The organism is Stagnimonas sp. FW305-C-60 (assembly GCF_058782965.1).
Genome location: NZ_JBYSYF010000003.1, coordinates 1 through 19,801, shown reverse-complemented (window position 1 = coordinate 19,801; position 19,801 = coordinate 1). Strand labels below are relative to the sequence as shown.

At 68.8% G+C, this 19,801-nt stretch carries 16 protein-coding genes; 6 read left to right on the top strand and 10 right to left on the bottom strand.

The features are described from left to right. Positions 1–22: 22 nt before the first annotated feature. The 4 genes from crcB to AC3WT6_RS12085 all read right to left on the bottom strand — a co-directional run bounded on the left by crcB (position 23) and on the right by AC3WT6_RS12085 (position 5,276). Entirely contained in the window at positions 23–400 is a 378-nt protein-coding gene (gene crcB, locus AC3WT6_RS12100; protein ID WP_492653856.1) for a fluoride efflux transporter CrcB, read from the bottom strand. After that, on the bottom strand, positions 400–1,665 hold the full coding sequence (locus AC3WT6_RS12095; RefSeq protein WP_492654019.1) for a replication-associated recombination protein A: 1,266 nt from the start codon (positions 1,663–1,665) through the stop codon (positions 400–402). The genes crcB and AC3WT6_RS12095 overlap by 1 nt, the downstream gene beginning before the upstream one ends. 143 nt (positions 1,666–1,808) lie before the next feature. Next, complete coding sequence (gene lolA / locus AC3WT6_RS12090) at positions 1,809–2,429, bottom strand: outer membrane lipoprotein periplasmic chaperone LolA (RefSeq protein WP_492653855.1); 621 nt, start codon at positions 2,427–2,429, stop codon at positions 1,809–1,811. 72 nt (positions 2,430–2,501) lie between these two features. After that, positions 2,502–5,276: a DNA translocase FtsK gene (locus AC3WT6_RS12085; protein ID WP_492653854.1), complete on the bottom strand. Its 2,775-nt coding sequence runs from the start codon at positions 5,274–5,276 to the stop codon at positions 2,502–2,504. 164 nt (positions 5,277–5,440) lie between these two features. On the opposite strand from AC3WT6_RS12085, the gene AC3WT6_RS12080 reads away from it, so the two are divergent. The 5 genes from AC3WT6_RS12080 (at position 5,441) to infA (ending at position 8,690) form a co-directional block, all read left to right on the top strand. Then, the gene (locus AC3WT6_RS12080; protein WP_492653853.1) at positions 5,441–5,767 is read left to right on the top strand and encodes a hypothetical protein; all 327 of its coding nucleotides are present in this window, start codon (positions 5,441–5,443) and stop codon (positions 5,765–5,767) included. Next, positions 5,768–6,913 carry a GNAT family N-acetyltransferase gene (locus AC3WT6_RS12075; protein ID WP_492653852.1) on the top strand — a complete coding sequence of 382 codons (1,146 nt, stop codon included), beginning with the start codon at positions 5,768–5,770 and terminating at the stop codon, positions 6,911–6,913. Further along, positions 6,910–7,674 carry a leucyl/phenylalanyl-tRNA--protein transferase gene (aat, locus tag AC3WT6_RS12070; protein ID WP_492653851.1) on the top strand — a complete coding sequence of 255 codons (765 nt, stop codon included), beginning with the start codon at positions 6,910–6,912 and terminating at the stop codon, positions 7,672–7,674. Before AC3WT6_RS12075 ends, aat begins: the two co-directional genes overlap by 4 nt. Then, complete coding sequence (locus tag AC3WT6_RS12065; RefSeq protein WP_492653850.1) at positions 7,671–8,384, top strand: arginyltransferase; 714 nt, start codon at positions 7,671–7,673, stop codon at positions 8,382–8,384. Before aat ends, AC3WT6_RS12065 begins: the two co-directional genes overlap by 4 nt. An 87-nt stretch (positions 8,385–8,471) precedes the next feature. Then, entirely contained in the window at positions 8,472–8,690 is a 219-nt protein-coding gene (gene infA / locus AC3WT6_RS12060; RefSeq protein ID WP_123212628.1) for a translation initiation factor IF-1, read from the top strand. A 12-nt stretch (positions 8,691–8,702) separates the two neighbouring features. Here the strand turns inward: infA and AC3WT6_RS12055 are convergent, their stop codons facing one another. The 6 genes from AC3WT6_RS12055 to AC3WT6_RS12030 all read right to left on the bottom strand — a co-directional run bounded on the left by AC3WT6_RS12055 (position 8,703) and on the right by AC3WT6_RS12030 (position 17,700). Then, entirely contained in the window at positions 8,703–11,123 is a 2,421-nt protein-coding gene (locus AC3WT6_RS12055) for a serine/threonine protein kinase (protein ID WP_492653849.1), read from the bottom strand. A gap of 21 nt (positions 11,124–11,144) precedes the next feature. Continuing rightward, on the bottom strand, positions 11,145–11,495 hold the full coding sequence (locus AC3WT6_RS12050) for a DMT family protein (RefSeq protein WP_492653848.1): 351 nt from the start codon (positions 11,493–11,495) through the stop codon (positions 11,145–11,147). 123 nt (positions 11,496–11,618) lie between these two features. Next, positions 11,619–14,474, bottom strand: coding sequence for a penicillin acylase family protein (locus AC3WT6_RS12045; protein WP_492653847.1), 2,856 nt, complete (start codon positions 14,472–14,474; stop codon positions 11,619–11,621). Between the two features lie 88 nt (positions 14,475–14,562). Further along, a complete protein-coding gene (yihG, locus tag AC3WT6_RS12040) occupies positions 14,563–15,474 on the bottom strand; it encodes a 1-acylglycerol-3-phosphate O-acyltransferase, YihG family (protein WP_492653846.1) in 912 nt (303 codons plus the stop codon). A gap of 13 nt (positions 15,475–15,487) precedes the next feature. Then, positions 15,488–16,069, bottom strand: a complete 582-nt coding sequence (locus AC3WT6_RS12035) for a protease complex subunit PrcB family protein (protein ID WP_492653845.1) — start codon at positions 16,067–16,069, stop codon at positions 15,488–15,490. A 26-nt stretch (positions 16,070–16,095) separates the two neighbouring features. Next, complete coding sequence (locus AC3WT6_RS12030; RefSeq protein WP_492653844.1) at positions 16,096–17,700, bottom strand: GMC family oxidoreductase; 1,605 nt, start codon at positions 17,698–17,700, stop codon at positions 16,096–16,098. An 82-nt stretch (positions 17,701–17,782) separates the two neighbouring features. Between AC3WT6_RS12030 and tfpB the strand changes: the two genes are divergently transcribed. Beyond that, a complete protein-coding gene (tfpB, locus tag AC3WT6_RS12025; protein WP_492653843.1) occupies positions 17,783–19,549 on the top strand; it encodes a type IV pilus assembly ATPase TfpB in 1,767 nt (588 codons plus the stop codon). The last annotated feature ends 252 nt before the right edge of the window (positions 19,550–19,801 follow it).

Genomic DNA, 19,801 nt, shown 5'->3' with positions numbered 1-19,801 from the left:
TAAGACGTGTGAAGGACGCGGATTATGCCAGCGCCGAGCGGGCCAGCCAGAAACCCAGCAGGCAAGCCGTCAGACTCAGCAGCAGATTGAGGCCGACGTTGACCAGCGCGACCGTGACCGCGCCCTCGCGCCAGAGCAGCAGCGTCTCCAGCGAGAACGCCGAGAAAGTGGTGTAGCCGCCGAGCACACCGGTCATCAGCGCCAGCCGCCAGGCCGGCGACCACTCGGGACGCGCCAGGGCGTAGCCGCCGAGCAGGCCCATAGCCAGGCCACCGGAGACGTTGACGATCAGGGTCGCCGCCGGGAACGCCGGCCACTGCGTCCGCGCCCACAGCCCCACGCCGTAGCGCGCCAGGGTGCCCAGGGCGCCGCCCAGAGCCACCGCCATCCAGACCGGCATCAGCGCTTGCCTCCCTTTGCGGCGCGCAGCTGCGCCAGCTTCTCGGCGATCTTGCCTTCCAGCCCACGCGCGGTCGGCTGATAGAACTCGGCGTCGCGCAAGGCATCGGGCAGGAACTGCTGCCCCGCCGCATGAGCGCCCTCCTCTTCGTGGTCGTAGCGGTAGCCGCTGCCGTAGCCGAGATCCTTCATCAGCTTGGTGGGCGCATTGCGGATGTGCAGCGGCACTTCCAGCGAGCCGTGCTGCTCCACCGCCGCCCGCGCGGCGGCGTAGGCGGTGTAGACGGCATTGGACTTGGGCGCCACCGCGAGATAGACGATGGCCTCAGCGATCGCCAGTTCGGCCTCCGGCGAACCGATGCGCTCGTAGGCCTCCCAGGCGTTAAGCGCCAGTTGCAGGCCGCGTGGATCGGCGAGACCGATGTCCTCGTAGGCCATGCGCGTCACCCGCCGGGCGATGTAGCCGGCATCGACGCCGCCGTCGAGCATGCGGCAATACCAGTACAGCGCCGCGTCGGGATCGCTGCCGCGCACCGATTTGTGCAGGGCCGAAATCTGGTCGTAGAAGTGTTCGCCCTGCTTGTCGAAGCGGCGGAAGCCGCGGCCGATCAGTTTTTCCAGCAAGGCATCGTCCCTGGAACGCTCGGCGCGCGACAGCTCCCAGGCGGTCTCCAGCAGCACCAGGGCTTTGCGGGCGTCGCCATCGGCGGCCTCGGCAATGCGGGCGATCCAGCTTTCCGGCAGCGCTTCGGCGCCCGCGCCCAGGCCGCGTTCGGCATCGCTCAGCGCCCGCCGCAGCAGGGCGACGATGGCCGGGGTTTCCAGCGAGCGCAGCACGAAGATTCGCAGCCGCGACAGCAGCGCGCCGTTCAGCTCGAAGCTGGGGTTCTCGGTGGTGGCGCCGATCAGGGTAAGCGTGCCGTCCTCGACGAAGGGCAGCAGCGCATCCTGCTGGGCCTTGTTGAAACGATGGATTTCGTCGACGAACAGCACAGTGCGCCGGGCAGTAAGTCCACGTGCCTCCGCCTGCGCGCTGGCCACTGCCTCACGGATGTCCTTGACCCCGGCCAGCACCGCCGACAGGGTCAGGAACTGTGCATCGACATGCTGCGCGATCAGGCGCGCCAGCGTGGTCTTGCCGACTCCCGGCGGCCCCCAGAACACCAGCGAAGGCAGCTTGCCGGCCTCCAGCAGCGCGCGCAGCGGCGCGCCTACTCCCAGCACATGCTCCTGCCCCACCACCTCGTCCAGATGCCGCGGGCGCATACGCTCGGCCAGAGGCTGGGCCAGAGCCGCAGACGCCGGCTTCTTCGCCGCTGGCGGCGCACGCTGGTCAGTGAGCAGGTCTGGGGATTCGGCCATCGCCTATCGTAGGCGCTAGCGCCTTCCGACCGGAAACTCGGCAGGGCCTAAGGCTGGCTGCCGTCGATCACCTCAACGCCCTTGGGCGCCTGGAACTGGAACAGCGCGGAATCCAGTTTGCCGTTGCTCTTGATCGCGCTGAACTGGATGTCGGTGGCACCACCCAACTGGTCGCGGAACAGCATGCGCACCGGGGTGCCGCCCTTGAGCCAGAGCTCGACCGACTGAAAGTCGCTGTCCTTGCCCTTGGGCTTGAGTTCCAGCTTGCGCACCGCGCCCTCGCTGCCGGCGTCGGCGACGCTGAAGGTCTCGGTCAGCGTCTGCCGCTGCGAGAGCAGCGCCGCCGGCGTGCCCTGCAAGGCTTCGGCGGCCGGACGGATGCTGACCTGCTTCAGATCCTGGTCGTAGAGCCACAGCCGGCTGCCATCGGTGACGATCAGTTGCGGCGCCGGCAGCAGGTACTCCCAGCGGAACTTGCCCGGGCGCATCAGCGCCATGCGGCCGCTGCTGCTGTTCAAGGTCTCGCCGCGTTCGTCGATCTGAGTCTGACTGAACTCCGCCTGCAAGGTCTGCACGCCGTCAACGAAGCGCGCCAGGGTCTGCTCCGGGGTTTCCGCGCGAGCATTGGTGAACGCAAGCAACAGCAGCGAGAAGAACAGGGTGCGCATGGGTTTCCTAGGAATGCTGAGGCGCCCGGAGTCTGGCCAGACGCGGTGAATGGCGCTTGAACGGGAGCTTGGCTAGTCGCGACCGCCGCCGAGGATTTCGCGATTGCCGCCCGGCCCGCTAGGCCCGACCAGCCCGGCGCTTTCCATCGCCTCGACGATGCGCGCGGCGCGGTTGTAGCCGATCTTCAGCCGCCGCTGCACCCAGCTCACCGAGGCCTTGCGAGTCTCCAGCACCAGGGCGACGGCGCTGTCGTAGAGCGGGTCCTTTTCGGCATCGCCATCACCGTCGTCGGCCTTGGCCTTGAGGTCTTCCTCGTCGGCGAGGATGCCGTCCACGTAGTCGGGCTCACCCACCTGCTTCAGATAGGCCACCACCTTGTGTACCTCGTGGTCGTCGACGAAGGCACCGTGCACGCGCGAGACGCTGGAGGCGCCCACCGGCCGGTACAGCATGTCGCCGTGTCCGAGCAGGGTCTCGGCGCCCATCTGGTCGAGGATGGTGCGGCTGTCGATGCGCGAGGCGACCTGGAAGGCAATGCGCGAGGGGATGTTGGCCTTGATGAGCCCGGTGATGACATCGACGCTGGGCCGCTGGGTGGCGACGATCAGGTGGATGCCGGCGGCGCGCGCCTTCTGGGCGATGCGGGCGATCAGCTCTTCGACCTTCTTGCCGACCACCATCATCATGTCGGCCAGCTCGTCGATCACCACCACGATGTTGGGCAGCGGCTGGAGGTACACCGGCTCGCTGGGGCTGGAGCTGAACAGGTCCGGCGCGGCGGTCATCGGATCGCGGATCGGCGTGCCCAGCGCCTCGGCGTCGAGCAGCTTCTTGTTCATGCCGGCGAGATTGCGCACACCCAGTGCGGTCATCAGCCGGTAGCGGCGCTCCATCTCGGCCACGCACCAGCGCAGCGCGTTGGCGGCGTCCTTCATGTCGGTGACCACCGGCGTCAGCAGGTGGGGTATGCCTTCGTAGACCGACAGCTCCAGCATCTTCGGGTCGATGAAGATGAAGCGCACCTGCTCGGCGGTGGCCTTGTAGAGCATCGACAGGATCATGACGTTGATCGCCACGCTCTTGCCCGAGCCGGTAGTGCCGGCCACCAGCAAGTGCGGCATCTTGGCGAGATCGACCGACGCCGGGTTGCCGGCGATGTCCTTGCCCAGCGCCATGGTCAGCGGCGAGGCGGAATTGCGGTAGGCCGGCGAGTCGATGATCTCGCGCAGCATCACGAACTCGCGCTTGGCGTTGGGAATCTCCAGACCGACGTAGGGCTTGCCCTCGATCACCTCGATCACCCGCACACGGTTGACCGACAGCGAGCGCGCCAGATCGTTGCTCAGATTGGTGATCTGCACGCCCTTCACGCCCGGCGCCAGTTGCAGCTCGAAGCGGGTGATGACCGGGCCGGGGATCGCCGCCACCACCTGCGCCTTCACGCCGAAGTCGGCGAGGTGGCGCTCGACGCTGCGCGACAACAGGTCGATCTCCTCCGGCGTGTAGCGGCGGCCGGAGGGCTTGGGAGGATCGAGCAGATCCACCGGCGGGATCGGCTGGTCGGCGTAGGGCGTGGCGCGGTTCTGCGCCGCATAGGGCGAGAGCATCGGCGCCGGCGGCGGCAGGCCGAGATCGGCGGCGGTGCTGGCGGCGACCGCAGGCGCCTGCATCTGCGCCGGCGCGGTGCGCACCACCGGTTTCGGCGCCTGGGTCGACGGCGCGGGCGCCAGGGTCGGCGGCAGCTCGGCGGCGAGCAAGGCGGCCACCCGATCCGGCTCGGGCGCAGCGGGTGGCGGCGAAGGCCGGGCGGACGGGGCGGCGGCCAGCTCAGGACGCACCCAGGGCGGCAGCTCGGCGGCCTCGGCGAGCACCGGTGCCGACAGGGCATCGGCCACTTCCGGCGCCGGCTCGCCGACCGCATGGCCGTGCTCGGCCACCGAGGCGTAGAAATCCTGCAAGTCGGCCGGCCCCGGCGTCTGCGCCTTGGCGGCGGCGCTGGTCACCGGCTCCTCCCAGGGATCGGCGGCGCTGCTCGGCGCCAGCGTCGGATCGGCCGCCGCCTCCGCCGCGGTACCCAGCGCGGTGCTGAGCAGATCGACCTGCGGTTCGCGCCGCTCCTGGAGCGGGGCCGCGCCACGGCGGCGCGCCGACTTGAGACTAGGCAGAGGCGCCTCGCTGGAGGGCGGGATCAGCTCCTCGGCTTCGTCGGCTTCCGACGCTGGCTTCTGCCAGCGCGCCATCAGGCGCAGCGTGCGCTCGCCGATGGCGTCGAGCAGATCCAGCCAGGAAAAGATCAGCGCCAGCGGCAGCGCCGCCACGAACAGGGTCAGCAGCAGCAGCGCCGCACCGTAGGCGCCAAGCAGGGCGGACAGCCATTCGCACAGCGCCGCGCCGAACAGGCCGCCGCCGCCCTGCGGCGTCCAGGCGCCGGGCAGCGGCACCTGCAGACTGAGCAGGCCGGCCAGCGACAGGGTGGCGAACAGGCCGGCGGCGAGGCGCAGGCCGGCGGGGATCGCCGCCACGCTGGCGGCGCCGCGCAGGCTGCGATAGCCCACCCAGGCCAGCGCGAACGGCAGCACGAAACTGACATAGCCGGTCAGACTCAGCAGACTGTTGGACAGCCAGGCCCCGCCCCGCCCCATCCAGTTGTGCAGGCTCTCGCCGGCCCCGGACGAGGACCAGCCGGGGTCATTGGGGTGGTGGCTGAGCAGCGACAGCAGCAAGAGCACCGCCAGACCGAACAGCAGCAGGCTCAGGGCCTCGCGCGGCAGCCGCACCAGCCAGCCGGCATCGGTCTGCACCGGCTCGGCGGCGCGGGTCTTGTTGGACAGGCGAGGCAGCTTCATGGAGCGCGCGTGAGGCCGCGGCAGGCGCGGCGTGAAAGTTGCTTTCGAGTATACCAGCGGGGTTGCACCCGCCCGGCGCTACCGCCGGTCGGCATACCTTGAATTGCGGTTGGGAACGGCCATTATCAGTTCGTCACTTCCAGCGTCACGGTAGTCACCACACCATGCAAACCAGGCACTTCGTACTTTCTTCCGACGGCAGCATCCGCGAATTCTCGGCGGAGCAGGCGGCTTTGATCGCTTCCGGCGCCGACCGCATCCCCGAGTTCGCCACCCAGCGGGTGCGCTACCTGCAATTGACGCTCGACGACGCCGCCGAAACCGAGCTGAAGATCCAGACCGCCGGCGCCAGCATCCGCTTCGATGCCGAAGGCCGCATGGCCGAGGCCGGCCCGCCGGCCGACGACGAGACCTTCTCCCGCTTCGAGCACGACGCCTGCGTGCAGTGGGCGCTCAAGGATCTGCCCGCCGCGCCCGTTACCTTCCACTGAGTGCGCGTCCGGCACCTCGCCCGCCTCGCTGAGGTTCCGGCCGCGGCCTGGGACGCGCTGTTCCCCGCCGGCTACCCCTTCATCCGCCATGACTGGCTGCGCGCACTGGAAGAACACGGCTGCGCCGCGCCCGAATCCGGCTGGACGCCCTGCCATCTGCTGCTGGAGGACGACGCCGGCAACTTGCTGGCCGCCGCCCCGCTCTACCTCAAGGCGCATTCCTGGGGCGAGTTCGTGTTCGACTTCGCCTGGGCCGAAGGCGCCCAGCAGGCCGGCATCCGCTACTACCCAAAGCTGCTCAGCGCGGTGCCGTTCACTCCCAGCAGCGGCCCACGCCTGGGCGCCCGTGACGAGGCTAGCCGTGCCCAGCTGATCGCCGCCCTGCTGCAACTGCCGGAGCACTCCGGCGCCTCCTCCTGGCACGGGCTGTTCCTGCCCGAAGCCGAGGCCGAGGCCTGCGCTGCACAGGGCGCGCTGCGCCGCCACGATCTGCAATTTCACTGGCACAACCGCCCCGAAGGCGGCTACATCGACTTCGAGGACTTCCTGTCCGCCTTAAGCCACGACAAGCGCAAGAAGATCCGCCAGGAGCGGCGCAAGCTCAACGGCAGCGGCCTGGTCTTCGACACCCTGCCCGGCGAAGCCTTTGGCGAGGCGCAATGGGCGGAGCTGTACGCGCTCTACGCCAACACCTACGAGGAACGCGGCCAGCCGCCCTATCTGAGCCTGGATTTCTTCCTCGACTACGCCCGTCGTCCGGGCAGCCCGGTGCGGGTCACGGTGGCGCGCGACGGCACGCGGACGGTGGCCATGGCCCTGCTCTTGCAAGACGGAAACCGGCTCTACGGCCGGCACTGGGGCGCGGCGGAACGCTATGACGGACTGCACTTCGAGACTTGCTACTATCAGGGCGTACAGCACTGCATCCGCGAAGGGCTGGCGGTCTACGACGCGGGCGCGCAGGGCGAGCACAAACTGGCGCGTGGATTCGACCCGGTCATGACGCACTCCGTCCACAGCATTTCCGAGCCTAGGCTGGCGCAGGCAGTAGCCCGCACCCTGGGCCGCGAGCGTCTGCTGGTGGCGGCACGGCTGGAGCAGTTGCAGGCCCACCGCGCCTACCGGCAAGCGGAGCCGGACGCATGACCGCCCAGAGCCCGGTCCGCCTGCAATGGCTGGACCCGCGCCAGCCTGACCAAGCCTTCCCACCGGCGGAGACCGCCCTGCCCGAGCCCAACGGCCTGCTGGCGGTCGGTGGCGATCTGAGCCCACGCCGGCTGCTGCGCGCCTACGCGCAGGGTGTGTTCCCCTGGTTCAACCCCGACGAACCCATCCTCTGGTGGAGCCCGAATCCGCGCTGCGTCTTCACCCCCGGCGAGCTGCGCATCTCCCATTCGCTGGCCAAGCGCCTGCGCCAGAACCGTCACGCACTGAGTTTCGACCTCGCCTTCGACGAGGTGCTGAGCGCCTGCGCCAGCGAGCGCCGCGGCAGCCGCGGCACCTGGCTGGGGCCGGACATGCGCCGCGCCTACCGCGATCTGCACCTGCTCGGTCACGCCCACTCGGTGGAACTGTGGATGGATGGCGAGCTCACCGGCGGTCTCTACGGCGTCAGCCTGGGCGGCGCCTTCTTCGGCGAGAGCATGTTCAGCCGGCGCAGCGATGCCTCCAAGCTGGCGCTGGTGCACTTCAGCCGCCAGTTGGCGGCCTGGGGCTTCGGCCTGCTGGACTGCCAGGTCGCCTCCGAACACCTGCTCAGCCTGGGCGCACGCAGCCTGCCGCGCGAGGAATTCCTCCATCGTTTGCAGGCCGCCCTGAAGCTGCCGGCACCGCGCGCCTGGCGCTTCGATACCGCACTGGCCGGCAATCCCGCGCATCTGCCGCACACGCTGGAGCGGCGGCCATGACCCGCGCCATCCCCCTGCGTCTGCTGCTGGGCGCCGAGCAGCCCTGCGGTTATCTGCCGCGCCGGCTGTCGCGCTCGGCCTTCGTCGCCCCCAATACCCAGCTCGACGGCCAGCTCTACGGCACCCTGATCGCCAACGGCTTCCGCCGCAGTGGTGACTACGCCTATCGCCCGGCCTGTCCGCAGTGCACGGCTTGCGTGCCGGTGCGCCTTCCGGTGGCAGTGTTCAGCCCCAACCGCGCGCAGCGACGCTGCGCCAAGCGCAACACCGACCTGACACTGCGCCGCCTGCGCGAAGTCGGCGAGGAGCATTTCGACCTTTACCGCCGCTATCTGCTGGCTCGCCACCCCTTCGGGGGCATGGACGCCTACGATGCCCGCGCCTTCCACGAATTCCTCGGCTCGCGCTGGGGTGTCACCGAGTTCTGGGAGTACCGCGACCCCGAGCAGCAGCTGCTGATGGTGGCGGTGGTGGACCGGCTGGAGCATGGCCTGTCGGCGGTCTACACCTTCTTCGACCCGGCCGAGACCAGCCGTGGCCTGGGCACCTATGCAGTGCTCTCGCAGATCGCCGCCGCCCGCGAGGCGGGCCTGCCGCATGTCTACCTGGGCTACTGGGTGGAGCACTCAGAGACCATGGACTACAAGCGCAGCTACCGGCCGCTGGAGCAGTTCGACGGTCTGGTCTGGCGTCCAGGGCCGGCCAGTTGAGTCGGTCAAAAAGCCGCCATTGCCGATGCGAGGTCGCTCACCCATAATGCGCGCCTCATAAATCCGGGCGGACCTGCAAAAAGCGTAATGGCGAAAGAAGATCACATCGAGATGGAAGGCGTGGTGATGGACGTGCTCCCCAACACCATGTTCCGCGTCAAGCTGGAAAACGGCCACATCGTGACCTGCCACATCTCGGGCCGCATGCGCAAGAACTACATCCGCATCCTCGACGGCGACAAGGTGCGCGTCGAGCTGACGCCCTACGACCTGAGCAAGGGCCGCATCACCTTCCGCGACAAGTAAACCCTACCGGGTTTACTGGCCGGCCTGTGCGGCCTTTTCCAGGGCCGCGGCCTGCTCCTTGAGACCCAGCGCCGCATAGATCTTCAGCAAGCGCTCGGTCGCCGTCTTCACAAACGGCGACTCCGGCCCCATGGCCGCCAGCAGCTTGGGCCTGGCCGCCTCGATCCGCGCGCGCGCCTCGGCATAGCGCTTCTGCAGTAGCAGGGTTTCGCCGAGATTGCTGGACACCACGCTGTAGTGCGGGTGCGCCTCGCCCATCACCTTGCCGATGATCGCCAGGGTTTCCAGATACAGCTGCTCGGCCTCCGGCAGCCGGCCGGCGCTCGCCAGCAGGCGCGCCAGATTGTTGCGCGCGACCACCGCGTCGCTCTGCTCGCCGTGGCCGGTTTCCTCGTGGCTGCGGATGTTGGCGCGGAACATCGCCTCCGCCGCCACCAGCTTGTCCTGCTTGTAGAGGGCGGTGGCCAGATTGCCGCGCGCCGCCAGGGTCTCGGGGTGATTGACGCCCAGGCGCGCGGTATTGGTATCCACCACCTCCTGGCAGATCTGCTCGGCCTCGGCGTAGCGCCCCTGACGGAGGCGCACCAGTCCCAGCAGGTTGAGGCTGTGCTGGGTCGCGTAATGCGCGCGGCCATAGACCTTTTCGAGATCGGCGATCAGCGCGCTCACCGCCTGTTCCGCCTCCTCGTACTGGCCTTCCTCCTGGGCGATCCAGGCCATCTCGTGGCGGGCCGCGAAGGTCAGCGGATGATTCTTGCCCAGCGCCGCGTCCTCCTCGGCCAGGAGCTTGCTCGCCGCCGCCTTGCTTTCCTGTCCACTGCCCATGTAGCGCAGCACCGAGACCTCGTCCTGGCCGAGTTGGTAGATCAGCACGTCCTGCCGGGGCAGCACCGCGTGGGCGCGAACGCCGGCCTCCCGAATCAGGGGCAGCGCCTCGTCGTAGCGGGAGAGCTCGGTCAGCAGCGCGGCATGCAGCTTCACCGCCAGCAGGCGCGCGCGCTGCTCGGCCATCGGCGCCTGCGGATCGTCCGGCCAGGTCGCCAGCAGGGCCGCCGAGGCATCCAGCAGCTCGGCGGACTTGCCGACCGCGTACTGCGCGGCGAGATCGGCGCGTTGCAGATCGCGCGCCGCCAGGCTGTCGGCCGGCAGCCTGGCGGCCAGACGCGTCCGGCCGGCACCGATCAGCGCCGCCGCCGTGGCGTTCTCGCCGATCGCGGTATAGGTGCCACCGATGGCCTCGTAGAGACTGGCGAGGGCGGCGGGCGGCAGGCTGGCATTGGTTTCCAGCGACTGCCGGGCCCCATCCAGCAGCTCGCGCACGGTGAGCTCGCGACCACGGGTACGGAAGGGGTCGGCACCGGTCAGGCTGTCGTGCAGAAAGCTGTTGACTGCCGCCAGTTCCTCGGCGCGCTGCTCGGCCTGCTGACGGGCGCCATGCTCGGCCAGGGCATAGCGCAAGGACACTGCCGCACCGCCGATCACCGCCAGCACCAGCGCCAGGGCCAGAGCCGACACCAGCCGGTGACGGCGCACAAACAGGCCCAGCAGATAGCCGGGCGTCGGCGGCCGTGCGGCGATGGCGAGGCCGGCCAGATGGCGCTCGATGTCGCTCGCGAACTCGGCGGCGCTGGCGTAGCGCTGGCTCGCCTCCGGGGCCAGCGCCTTCATCACGATGGTCTCGACATCGCCGCGCGCCGCCGGCAGCACCTCACCGAGCGATCGCGGCGCGCTGGCACGCACCCGCCGGATGGCGTCCACCAGCGAGGAGCGCGAAAGGTCGGGATACGGCAGTTGCCCACAGAGCAGCTCGTAGGCGATCACTCCCAGCGAGTAGATGTCGCCACGGGCATCGGCCTGCTCGGCCTCTCCGAACAAGCCTTCCGGCGGCATGTAGGCGATGGTGCCCAGCACCTGGCCGGCGGCGGTCATCCGCGTCTCGTCGGCGAGCGCGGCATGGGCCATGCCGAAGTCGAGCACCTTGGGCTGGCCCTCGCCATCAACCAGGACATTGGCGGGCTTGAGATCACGATGGACTACGCCGCGCACATGGGCGTGGTGGACGGCGTGACCGATCGCGGCGATCAGAGTCAGGCGGGCACGCAGGTCGAGCGACTTGGCGTAGTCGGCCAGCGCCTGGCCGCGCACCAGCTCCATGGCGAACCAGGCGACCGTGCCGTCGCTCAACTCCGCCTCGCCGGCCGCGTACAGGCGGGAGATGCCGGGATGCTCCAGACGCGCCAGCAGTTCGATCTCCCGGCGGAAGCGGTCCTCGGCGACCCGCGTGCCGCGGCGCATTACCTTGAGCGCCACCTCGCGCCGTGGGCTGTCCTGCTCGGCGCGGTAAACCCGGCCCTGGCTGCCTTCGCCAAGCACACCGAGGATGCGGAAAGGGCCAATGCGAGTCGGCGGTGCGGAGTCTTGCTCGAGGTTCATTGCTGCCGGTCGGTGGTGCGGCTAGTTGCGGAAGACGAAATACACCGCGCCGCAGATGCACAGCGCGGCCCAGAGGAAATCCAGCTTGATCGGCTGCTTCATGTACAGCACCGCGAAGGGTACGAATACCAGCAGGGTGACAACCTCCTGCAGGATCTTCAGTTGCGCCAGCGACAGCTGGGAGGAATAGCCGATGCGGTTGGCCGGCACCATGATCGAGTATTCGAAGAAGGCAATGCCCCAGGAGCTGAGGATGGCCAGCCATAGCGGCCGGCTGTCGGCCTGCTTCAGGTGCGCATACCAGGCGAAGGTCATGAACACGTTGGACAGCATCAGCAGACCGGCGGTCTGCACTACGGCGGGGATGGGCATTGCGGATTGCGGATTGCGGATTGCGGATTGCGGATTGCGGATTGCGGATTGCGGATTGCGGATTGCGGATTGCGGATTGCGCGAACGATGCCGGCTGCGGCCACGCGCCGCAAGCAGCGGGCCTCAGGGCCGCTCGTAGCCGACCCGGTGCACCCAACTGCCGCGGTCCTGGTAGGGCATGGTCACGCAGCTAGTGCCGGGCAGCGTGTCCGAACCCGGGCCGATCACGCCGCTCAGCGAGCACAAACGACTGCGCGGATGCAGGCGCCGGCAGCGGTCGAGATCGCTCGCGGTCAGCGGCGCGCCCCCGTTGTAGTCGCTGGCCAACTGCGTCAGCGCCTTGCGTAGCGCCACCAGCAACACCGCATCCGCGCTGCGGCCTTCCAGCCAGTCACGACGATTGACCAAGCCCGAGTGCCCGGGCGCGAGCACCCTGAGCACCAGATTGTCCATGACGCTCTGGTCGAAGACATGGCTGCCGACGCCGGCGATGCGACCATAGGCGGTCAGACCGGCCTCGGCGTTGGGATTGTTGGGGTCTGGATCGGGCAGGCCGGTGTCGATCACGTCGCCACGCAGGGCCCCGAACAACTCCTCGCGCAAGGCCAGCACCAGGGCACCGAAGATGGTCGCACCCGGGCCGTCGCTGGCGTTGGGATCGGTGACATCGAGGTCCGGCCCGTAGTGGCTGCCATCCCAGCTCAGCACGCGGTCCAGCGCCGCCTGTTCGGTCACGCTCAGCCCGTTGGCGGCGCGGGCGCGGAACGCGGCCAGCAGCGGTCGGTACTCGCGGGCGCGCGGATCGGTGGTGCCGGTGCGGCGGTCCAGCTCCCGCAGATCGTCGTAGCGCCAGTCGTGGCGGCTCGCGAGCTGATCGAGGATGGCGGTGACCCGCTGCCCCGGCCCGCCCGGTCGCGAGGTGTTGCCCAGACCCTCGCCGTCCAGCCAGCCCAGCGCCGGCTTGTTGTTCCAGTTGGCAAGATAGCCCTGCGCCGGATCGCGCACTTGCGGCGTCTGCTCGAAGGGCAGCACACCCTGATGATCGAACTCGCCGGTGCCGGGGATCGGCAGGCGCTGGTCGGTCTGCGCGCTGCGGCGCGGATGCAGGCCAGGGTGGTAGAAGGCGATATGGCCATCGCGGGTGGCCACCGTGGTGTTCTCGTTCCAGGTCAGCTTGCGCATCGCCGCGTCGAACTCGGCGAAGGAAGTGGCGCGGTTCCACTCGCGGATGCCCTCGATGCTCTCGATCTCGCGCATCCACATCGCGTAGGACAGGCTGCGTCCCAGACCGGCGGCGGCGTCGCGCGCCACCAAGGGACCGTGCAGGCTGCGGCACACCCGATAGCTGCCGGACAGCAGCGCCGGCCCCACCGGAATGCCGCTCTGCGCCGCGCGGTAGCGGAGCGTCTCCTCACGACAGCTCAAGTCCTTCCACTGCCCCTGGTGGAAATACTGGTCGGCGCGGCAGACCCCCGCGGTGACCTGGGCGTTGGAGCACAGTGTCTCGATGAAACTGTCGATGGTCTTGGAGTAGCCGGTGGTCAGCCCCCAGGCGGCGTGCTCGGTGTAGCCGATGCCGACCACCGGCAGACCGGGCACCGAGCTGCCGCGCGCGTGGTAACCGGCGCCGTGGATCTCGTATTCCACCAGCAGCAGCGGATAGCCATAGCCGAGCTGCGGGCCGCTGACCAGGAGCGTGCCGCCATCACGGGTGCGGTCCGGGCCCAGCGCATAGGCATGCGAGCCGCCGTGCAGGTAGCCACGCAGCTCGTTGAGCGCCAGCGCCACCTGGCGACGCGCCTGCTCGCTCGCGGCCCGGCGACTCTTCGTGGCGGCGACCTTGGCCGCGGTCGGCCTGGCCACGGCGGCCTGCGAAACCTCGCGCCGCGCGGCGCGGTTGAGGCCCTCGGAGGCATTTCCGGCCATTGCCAGGCTGGGCTGCGAGCAGGGAAACGGCGCCGCAAGGCTGCCGGTGCCCTCGCCTTTCCATATCGTCTCCGGCAACTGCACCGCCCAGTCGGCCAGGCCCTCGAATACCGCCTCGCGGCCCTCCGGCGGCTCCGGCTGGTTGCTGAAACGAGCCTCGCCCGCCGGCACGCTGACCACCGCCTTGGGGTCGTCGAGCCAGGTGAGGTCGAGAAAGGCATCCTTGCCGGCGCGCGCCGATCCATAGCGCTGGCTGAGCGCCTTCAACAGACGGATGTTGAGGAACTCGTTGCCGCCCTCGCTGGCGACGAAGCGGGTGATGTAGACCCCGGCGGCCAGCACATCCAGCGCGGTCAGCGGCTCCGGCAGGCTGGTCAGCAGGGCGTACTCGGCGGGCAGCTTGGTGGGATCGAGGCGCGCCTCGGCGATCCAGGCATTCGCGCCTTCGACATAGCCAAGCACCGCATCCCGGGCGTCCGCGCTCAAGGCATCGAAGAACCCCTGGTATTCGGCTTCGGTGTAGCCCAGCACCCGCGCCTGCAGATCGGCCGGCACCGCGCCGCAGCCGGTTAGTTCGGCCAGCGTGCCCTTGGCGGTACGCCGCACCGCGTCCATCAGGAACAACCGATCCTGCGCCACTGCGTAGCCGACGCCGTACCAGAGATCACGAACCCGGTCGGCATAGACGATGGGCACCCCGTAGTCGTCGCGGTAGACCTGCACGCCCTCCTTGGGCTGGGTCGGCGTGCCGGGCTTGCCGCCAAGCACCGCCGGCTTGGCGCCGAAGCTCCAGTACAGCCCGCGCTGGTCATCGACATGGGCGCCGTAGGCGCCGGGATCGCTACTGAGCAGACCCTGGGCCTGGCCCGCAATGCTGACAAAGCCGCTCTGCCCCGGCGGCAGCACGGTTTCGGCCTTGAGCACCAGGCTGGCGGGATCGGCCGGCGCGCGTGGCGAGGACGGCGCCTCGGAACCACCGCAGGCGCTCAGGCCCAGCGCGTACAGGCTGAAGGCGGCGCGCAGCAACGCGCGCCGGGGGCGATAGGCTTGCATCGGAAATCTCCTCCGCCGCTCGTGGTGGCGGCTGTATGCCACTCACTCTACGACGGCCGCCGCGCGCGGCGCCAACCCAAGCCGGTTTTCAGCCGTTGGGCAGTCCGGCCTCGGCCCGCAACTCGGCGATGCGCTTGTCCTTATCGGCCCACAACTGCGCCACCCAGTCCTGCACGCGCTTGCGGAACACCGGATCGGCCTCGTAGTCACCGTGGAAGAATTCGGCGGGGATCTGCAACTGGCGCACGTCGACGATCACCCGCTTGACCCGCCCGCAGAGGAAATCCCAGAACTGCTGGGCGCCCTCGGGGTAGACGATGGTGACGTCGAGCATGGCGTGCAGCCGCTCGCCCATCGCCGCCAGGGTGAAGGCGAAGCCGCCCGCCTTGGGCTTGAGCAGGTAGCGATAGGGCGACTGCTGGCGGTCGTGCTTGGCCTGGGTAAAGCGGGTGCCTTCCAGAAAATTGAAGATCGCCACCGGCAGATCGGCGAACTTCTCGCAGGCCTTGCGAGTGGTCTCCACATCCTTGCCGCGCAAGGCCGGATTGCGGGCGATCTGCTCCTGCGTGTAGCGCTTCATGAACGGGAAATCGAGCCCCCACCAGGCCAGTCCCAGCACCGGCACCCAGATCAGCTCCTGCTTGAGGAAGAACTTGAAGAACGGCGCCTTGCCGTGAAAGGTCTTCTGCAGCACATGGATGTCGTTCCAGGTCTGGTGGTTGCTGCAAATGAAGTACTGGCCGCGCAGGTTCAGGTGCTCCACGCCGCGCACTTCAAAGCGGGTCGGCAGCAGCCAGTCGGTCAGCACCGAATTGCAGCCCACCCAGGTCTGCGCGGCGAAATCGGCGCAGCGCGCCATCGCCCGCCGCAGCGGGCCTTTCGGGGTCAGCAGCTTGAGCAGGGAGAAGAAGTAGACCGGGATCGACCAGAAGATGGTATTGAGCGCGAACAGCACTCCGATCAGGGCGCCGGTCAGCGGCGCGGGCAGGAAACCCAGCATGGCGTCTCCTTACTTACTTGGGCGCCAGCGGCGACCAGCTGGCACGCGGCTGGTTGTTCTGGTCGACCAGCACCAGCCGGTGGAACTCGGCCTGCCCGGGCAGCGCCACCAGCACGCAGGGGCTGGTGAGCTGCTGGCTGGCCATGCCGGCAGTGGAGGGACTGAGGAAGGTGGCCTTCAGATACAGGGCGTCGTCCTTCACCGCCGCCTTGCGGCTGACCAGCAGGGCGTAGCCACCGGTGTTGCGCTCGCCCATTTCGGCGACCGCGTAGAGCCCCGGCAGCAGCTCGCCGGACTTGGGCGTGAACTGCAGGCCGCGCGCCTGTTCCCAGCCGACCACGGCCGCCGGCCCCGCCAGCATCTCCAGCGTCGGCTCGCGGCCGCTGCTGTTGCACTGTTGCAGACGCGCCACTTCCAGCACGTCCACCGCCAGCTCGGGGCGCTCGAAGACGAATTCCAGGAAGTCCACCGTGCCCTCCACCGCCTTGCGTGGCAGCTGCGCCACCCCTTCGGCGACCGGCGTCACCTGCGCACAGGCGGTCAACAAGGCTAGGGCGGCGAGCAGCGCGGCGCGCGCGGGGGTGAAACCTCTCATCGTGTGTCCTGGTATTGGCGCGGGCTTCAGGCGGCGTCGGCCAGGATGGCTTCGGCCCCCTTCTCGGCGATCATGGTGGTGGGCGCATTGGTATTGCCGCCGATCAGGGTCGGCATGATGGAGGCATCCACCACCCTCAGCCCCTCGACACCGCGCACCTTCAGGCGCAGGTCAACAACCGCCATGTCGTCGACGCCCATCTTACAGCTGCCGACCGGGTGATAGATGGTCTCGGCCTTCTGGCGTATCCACTCGCGCAGGGCTTCCTCGCTCAGCACCCCGTCGCCCGGCATCTGCTCGCGGCCGCGGTGCGGCGCGAACGCCGGCTGCGCCAGGATCTCGCGCCCCAGGCGCAGTGCCCGCAGCAGCCGCTGCATCTCGCTCTCATGCTGCAGATAGCGCGCCTCGATCTTCGGATGCGCCAGTGGGTCGCGGCTGGCGAGGCTGATCCGGCCACGGCTCCTGGGCCGCAGATCGCAGGCCATCAGCGTATAGCCCCAATAGCGGATGATCGGCATCAGATCCTGACCGTGGTTGGAGTACACGAAGGGCACGAAGTGCAGCTGCACGTCGGGGATCGCTTCCTCCGGGCCGCTGCGCAGGAAGCCGCCGGCCTGGGCGAAGTTGCTGGTCATCTCGCCCTCGCGGTGGCGCAGGTACTGCCAGAGCGACTTCAGTGAGCGCGGCAGGCCCAACGGGTTGAGCGAGACCGCGTGGCGGGTCTTTTCCTGCACGGTGATGGCGAGGTCGAGGTGGTCCTGCAGGTTCTCGCCGACGCCGGGCAGCTCCTGCACCAGCGGCACCTCCATCTCCCGCAGATGGGCGGCGGGGCCGATGCCGGAGAGCAGCAGCAACTGCGGCGAGCCGACCGCGCCGGCGCTCAAGATCACCTCGCGCCGGGCCCGCACCTCGCCCGGAGCATTGCGCATCTGCACCGCCACCGCCCGTCTGCCCTCGAAGCGCACGCCGGTGACCTGGGCCTCGGTGAGGATGCTGAGATTGGCGCGCGACTTCGCCGGCTCCAGATAGGCGCGGGCATTGCTGCAGCGCTCGCCGCCCTTCTGCATCACGTCGTAATAGCCCACGCCTTCCTGCGTAGCACCGTTGAAGTCGGCGCTGAGCGGATGCCCGGCCTGCTGCGCCGCCTGCACGAAGGCGCGCATCAGAGGATTCAGATAACGCGCCCGGGCGACGTTGAGCGGGCCGCCGACGCCGTGGTAGGCGTCCGGCTCGCCATCGCAGGGCTCGTAGTTTTCCAGGCGCCGGAACACCGGCAGCACGTCGGCGTAGCTCCAGCCCTTGCAGCCCAGGCTGGCCCAGTGGTCGTAGTCCCAGGCGTGGCCACGGATGTAGCACATGGCGTTGATCGAACTGCTGCCGCCCAGGGTGCGGCCGCGCGGCCAGTGCATCGGCCGGTTGCCCATGTTGGGCTCGGGCGCGGTCCAGTACTTCCAGTTGTAAGTGTCGCTGCGGATCACCGGGATGATGCCGGCCGGCATGTGGATGAAAGGACTGGTGTCGGGCGGCCCCGCCTCGATCAGCACCACCTGGAAGCGCCCGTCGGCGCTTAAGCGATTGGCCAGCACACAGCCGGCGGAACCGCCGCCGACGATCACATAGTCCGCTTCCATCGGTACTCCTCCGAACGGGTCAACGGTTTGTTGGTATGGGCCGAGCTTAACCGCGCACCGGGCCGGGTGCTAAGGTTTGGCCATGACCGCCGCCGTCCCCCTACGCCTAAGCCTGCGCTACGTCCTTGACGCCCTGGTCGCTGACGGCTGGCTCACGCCCGCCCAGGTCGCCAAGCTGCTGGTACGGGTGCCGGAAAACACCCCGCAACCGCCGCTGGCGGTGATCGCCGACGCCGAGTTCAGCCATGCCAGCGAACCACAGCGCAAGCTGACGCTGGAAGCCCTCGGCCACTGGCTGGCGGCGCGCAGCGGCCTGCCCTATCTGCGCATCGATCCGCTCAGCATCGAGGTCGCCAAGGTCACCCAGCTGATTCCCTATGCCTACGCGGCGCGGGCCAAGATCCTGCCGCTGAAGGTGACGCCCACCGAGGTGGTGATTGCGGTCGCCGACCCCTACGCCCGCGAATGGCTGCAAGAACTGGCGCCGCGCCTGAAGCAGACCATCAAGCCGGTGCTGTCCAGCCCGCGCGACATCGAGCGCTATCTGGTCGAGTTCTACGCGCTCGCCCGCTCGGTGAAGGCCAGCGCCAGCCAGCAGGGCCGCGGCGGCGGCCTGCAGAACCTCGAACAGCTCACCGAGCTGGGCAAGCTCGGCACGCTGACCGCCGACGACCAGCACATCGTCGGCATCGTCGACTGGCTGCTGCAATACGCCTTCGACCAGCGCGCCAGCGACATCCACCTGGAGCCGCGCCGCGAGCAGGGCAATGTGCGCTTCCGTATCGACGGCGTGCTGCACGAGGTCTACCAGGTGCCGGCGGCAGTGATGCCGGCGGTGACCTCGCGGCTGAAGATCCTCTCGCGCATGGACCTGGCGGAAAAGCGCAAGCCCCAGGACGGCCGCCTGAAGATCCGCTCGCCCGACGGCCGCGAGGTGGAACTGCGCGTGTCCAGCCTGCCCACCGCCTTTGGCGAGAAGCTGGTGCTGCGCATCTTCGACCCCGAGGTGCTGGTCAAGGACTTCGCCGCGCTCGGCTTCGGCAGCAGCGACGAGGCAAAGTGGCGGACCCTCATCGAACAGCCGCACGGCATCATCCTGGTCACCGGCCCCACCGGCTCGGGCAAGACCACGACGCTGTACTCGACGCTCAAGCTGCTGGCCTCGCCGGAGGTGAACGTCTGCACCATCGAAGACCCGATCGAAATGGTCGAGCCCAGCTTCAACCAGATGCAGGTGCAGGCCAACATCAACCTCGGCTTCGCCGACGGCCTGCGCGCCCTGCTGCGCCAGGACCCGGACATCATCATGGTCGGCGAGATCCGCGATCTCGACACCGCCGAGAACGCCATCCAGGCGGCGCTCACCGGCCATCTGGTGCTCTCCACCCTGCACACCAACGACGCGCCCAGCGCGATCATCCGCATGCTCGACTTGGGCGTGCCGCCGTACCTGATCAAGGCCACCGTGCTGGGGGTGATGGCGCAGCGTCTGGTGCGCCGGCTCTGCCCGCACTGCAAGCGCCCCGCCACGGTCAGCGCCACCGACTGGCAGCGCCTCACCGGCGGCCTCTTGCCCTACCCCGCACCCGGCGCCGTGCAGGAGCCGGTGGGCTGCCTGGAGTGCCGCGAAACCGGTTATCTGGGGCGGGTCGGCCTCTACGAGATCCTCACCATCGACGAGGCGCTGCGCACCGCCATCGATGGCAGCAGCGACAGCCTGGCCTTGCAACGACAGGCGCTGAAGTCAGGAATGGTGCCGCTGCGCCTGGCCGGTGCGCGGAAGGCGATGGAGGGGCTAACTTCGCTGGCGGATGTGGCGGCGTTGACGCCGGAGATTGCCGGGCGGTAGCCGAGGGGCATTTGTCGGCCCTCGGTGGAACTTGGTGTGTTTGCGCTGGTTTTCTGGGGTGTGGTTCGCGCGTTCGCGCTCTGCTGAGTCTGCTGTTGGTGCGAGCTTTCTTTCGCCTCTTGGCGACTCACTTTTCTTTGCTTGTGCAAAGAAAAGTAAGCAAAAGAAAACACATCCCTGCGTAGCGCCCCCTACGGGGGTAAACCTGCGATGCTCGGTCTCCGGGGGACGCCGGCGAACTCGGCGCCCTAT

Excerpts from the sequence above, each read along its gene's own strand:
- crcB (WP_492653856.1), bottom strand. The coding sequence starts at position 400 with ATGCCGGTCTGGATGGCGGTGGCTCTGGGCGGCGCCCTGGGCACCCTG.
- AC3WT6_RS12095 (WP_492654019.1), bottom strand. The coding sequence starts at position 1,665 with ATGCGCCCGCGGCATCTGGACGAGGTGGTGGGGCAGGAGCATGTGCTG.
- lolA (WP_492653855.1), bottom strand. The coding sequence starts at position 2,429 with ATGCGCACCCTGTTCTTCTCGCTGCTGTTGCTTGCGTTCACCAATGCT.
- AC3WT6_RS12085 (WP_492653854.1), bottom strand. The coding sequence starts at position 5,276 with ATGAAGCTGCCTCGCCTGTCCAACAAGACCCGCGCCGCCGAGCCGGTG.
- AC3WT6_RS12080 (WP_492653853.1), top strand. The coding sequence starts at position 5,441 with ATGCAAACCAGGCACTTCGTACTTTCTTCCGACGGCAGCATCCGCGAA.
- aat (WP_492653851.1), top strand. The coding sequence starts at position 6,910 with ATGACCGCCCAGAGCCCGGTCCGCCTGCAATGGCTGGACCCGCGCCAG.
- AC3WT6_RS12065 (WP_492653850.1), top strand. The coding sequence starts at position 7,671 with ATGACCCGCGCCATCCCCCTGCGTCTGCTGCTGGGCGCCGAGCAGCCC.
- infA (WP_123212628.1), top strand. The coding sequence starts at position 8,472 with ATGGCGAAAGAAGATCACATCGAGATGGAAGGCGTGGTGATGGACGTG.
- AC3WT6_RS12055 (WP_492653849.1), bottom strand. The coding sequence starts at position 11,123 with ATGAACCTCGAGCAAGACTCCGCACCGCCGACTCGCATTGGCCCTTTC.
- AC3WT6_RS12050 (WP_492653848.1), bottom strand. The coding sequence starts at position 11,495 with ATGCCCATCCCCGCCGTAGTGCAGACCGCCGGTCTGCTGATGCTGTCC.
- AC3WT6_RS12045 (WP_492653847.1), bottom strand. The coding sequence starts at position 14,474 with ATGCAAGCCTATCGCCCCCGGCGCGCGTTGCTGCGCGCCGCCTTCAGC.
- yihG (WP_492653846.1), bottom strand. The coding sequence starts at position 15,474 with ATGCTGGGTTTCCTGCCCGCGCCGCTGACCGGCGCCCTGATCGGAGTG.
- AC3WT6_RS12035 (WP_492653845.1), bottom strand. The coding sequence starts at position 16,069 with ATGAGAGGTTTCACCCCCGCGCGCGCCGCGCTGCTCGCCGCCCTAGCC.
- AC3WT6_RS12030 (WP_492653844.1), bottom strand. The coding sequence starts at position 17,700 with ATGGAAGCGGACTATGTGATCGTCGGCGGCGGTTCCGCCGGCTGTGTG.
- tfpB (WP_492653843.1), top strand. The coding sequence starts at position 17,783 with ATGACCGCCGCCGTCCCCCTACGCCTAAGCCTGCGCTACGTCCTTGAC.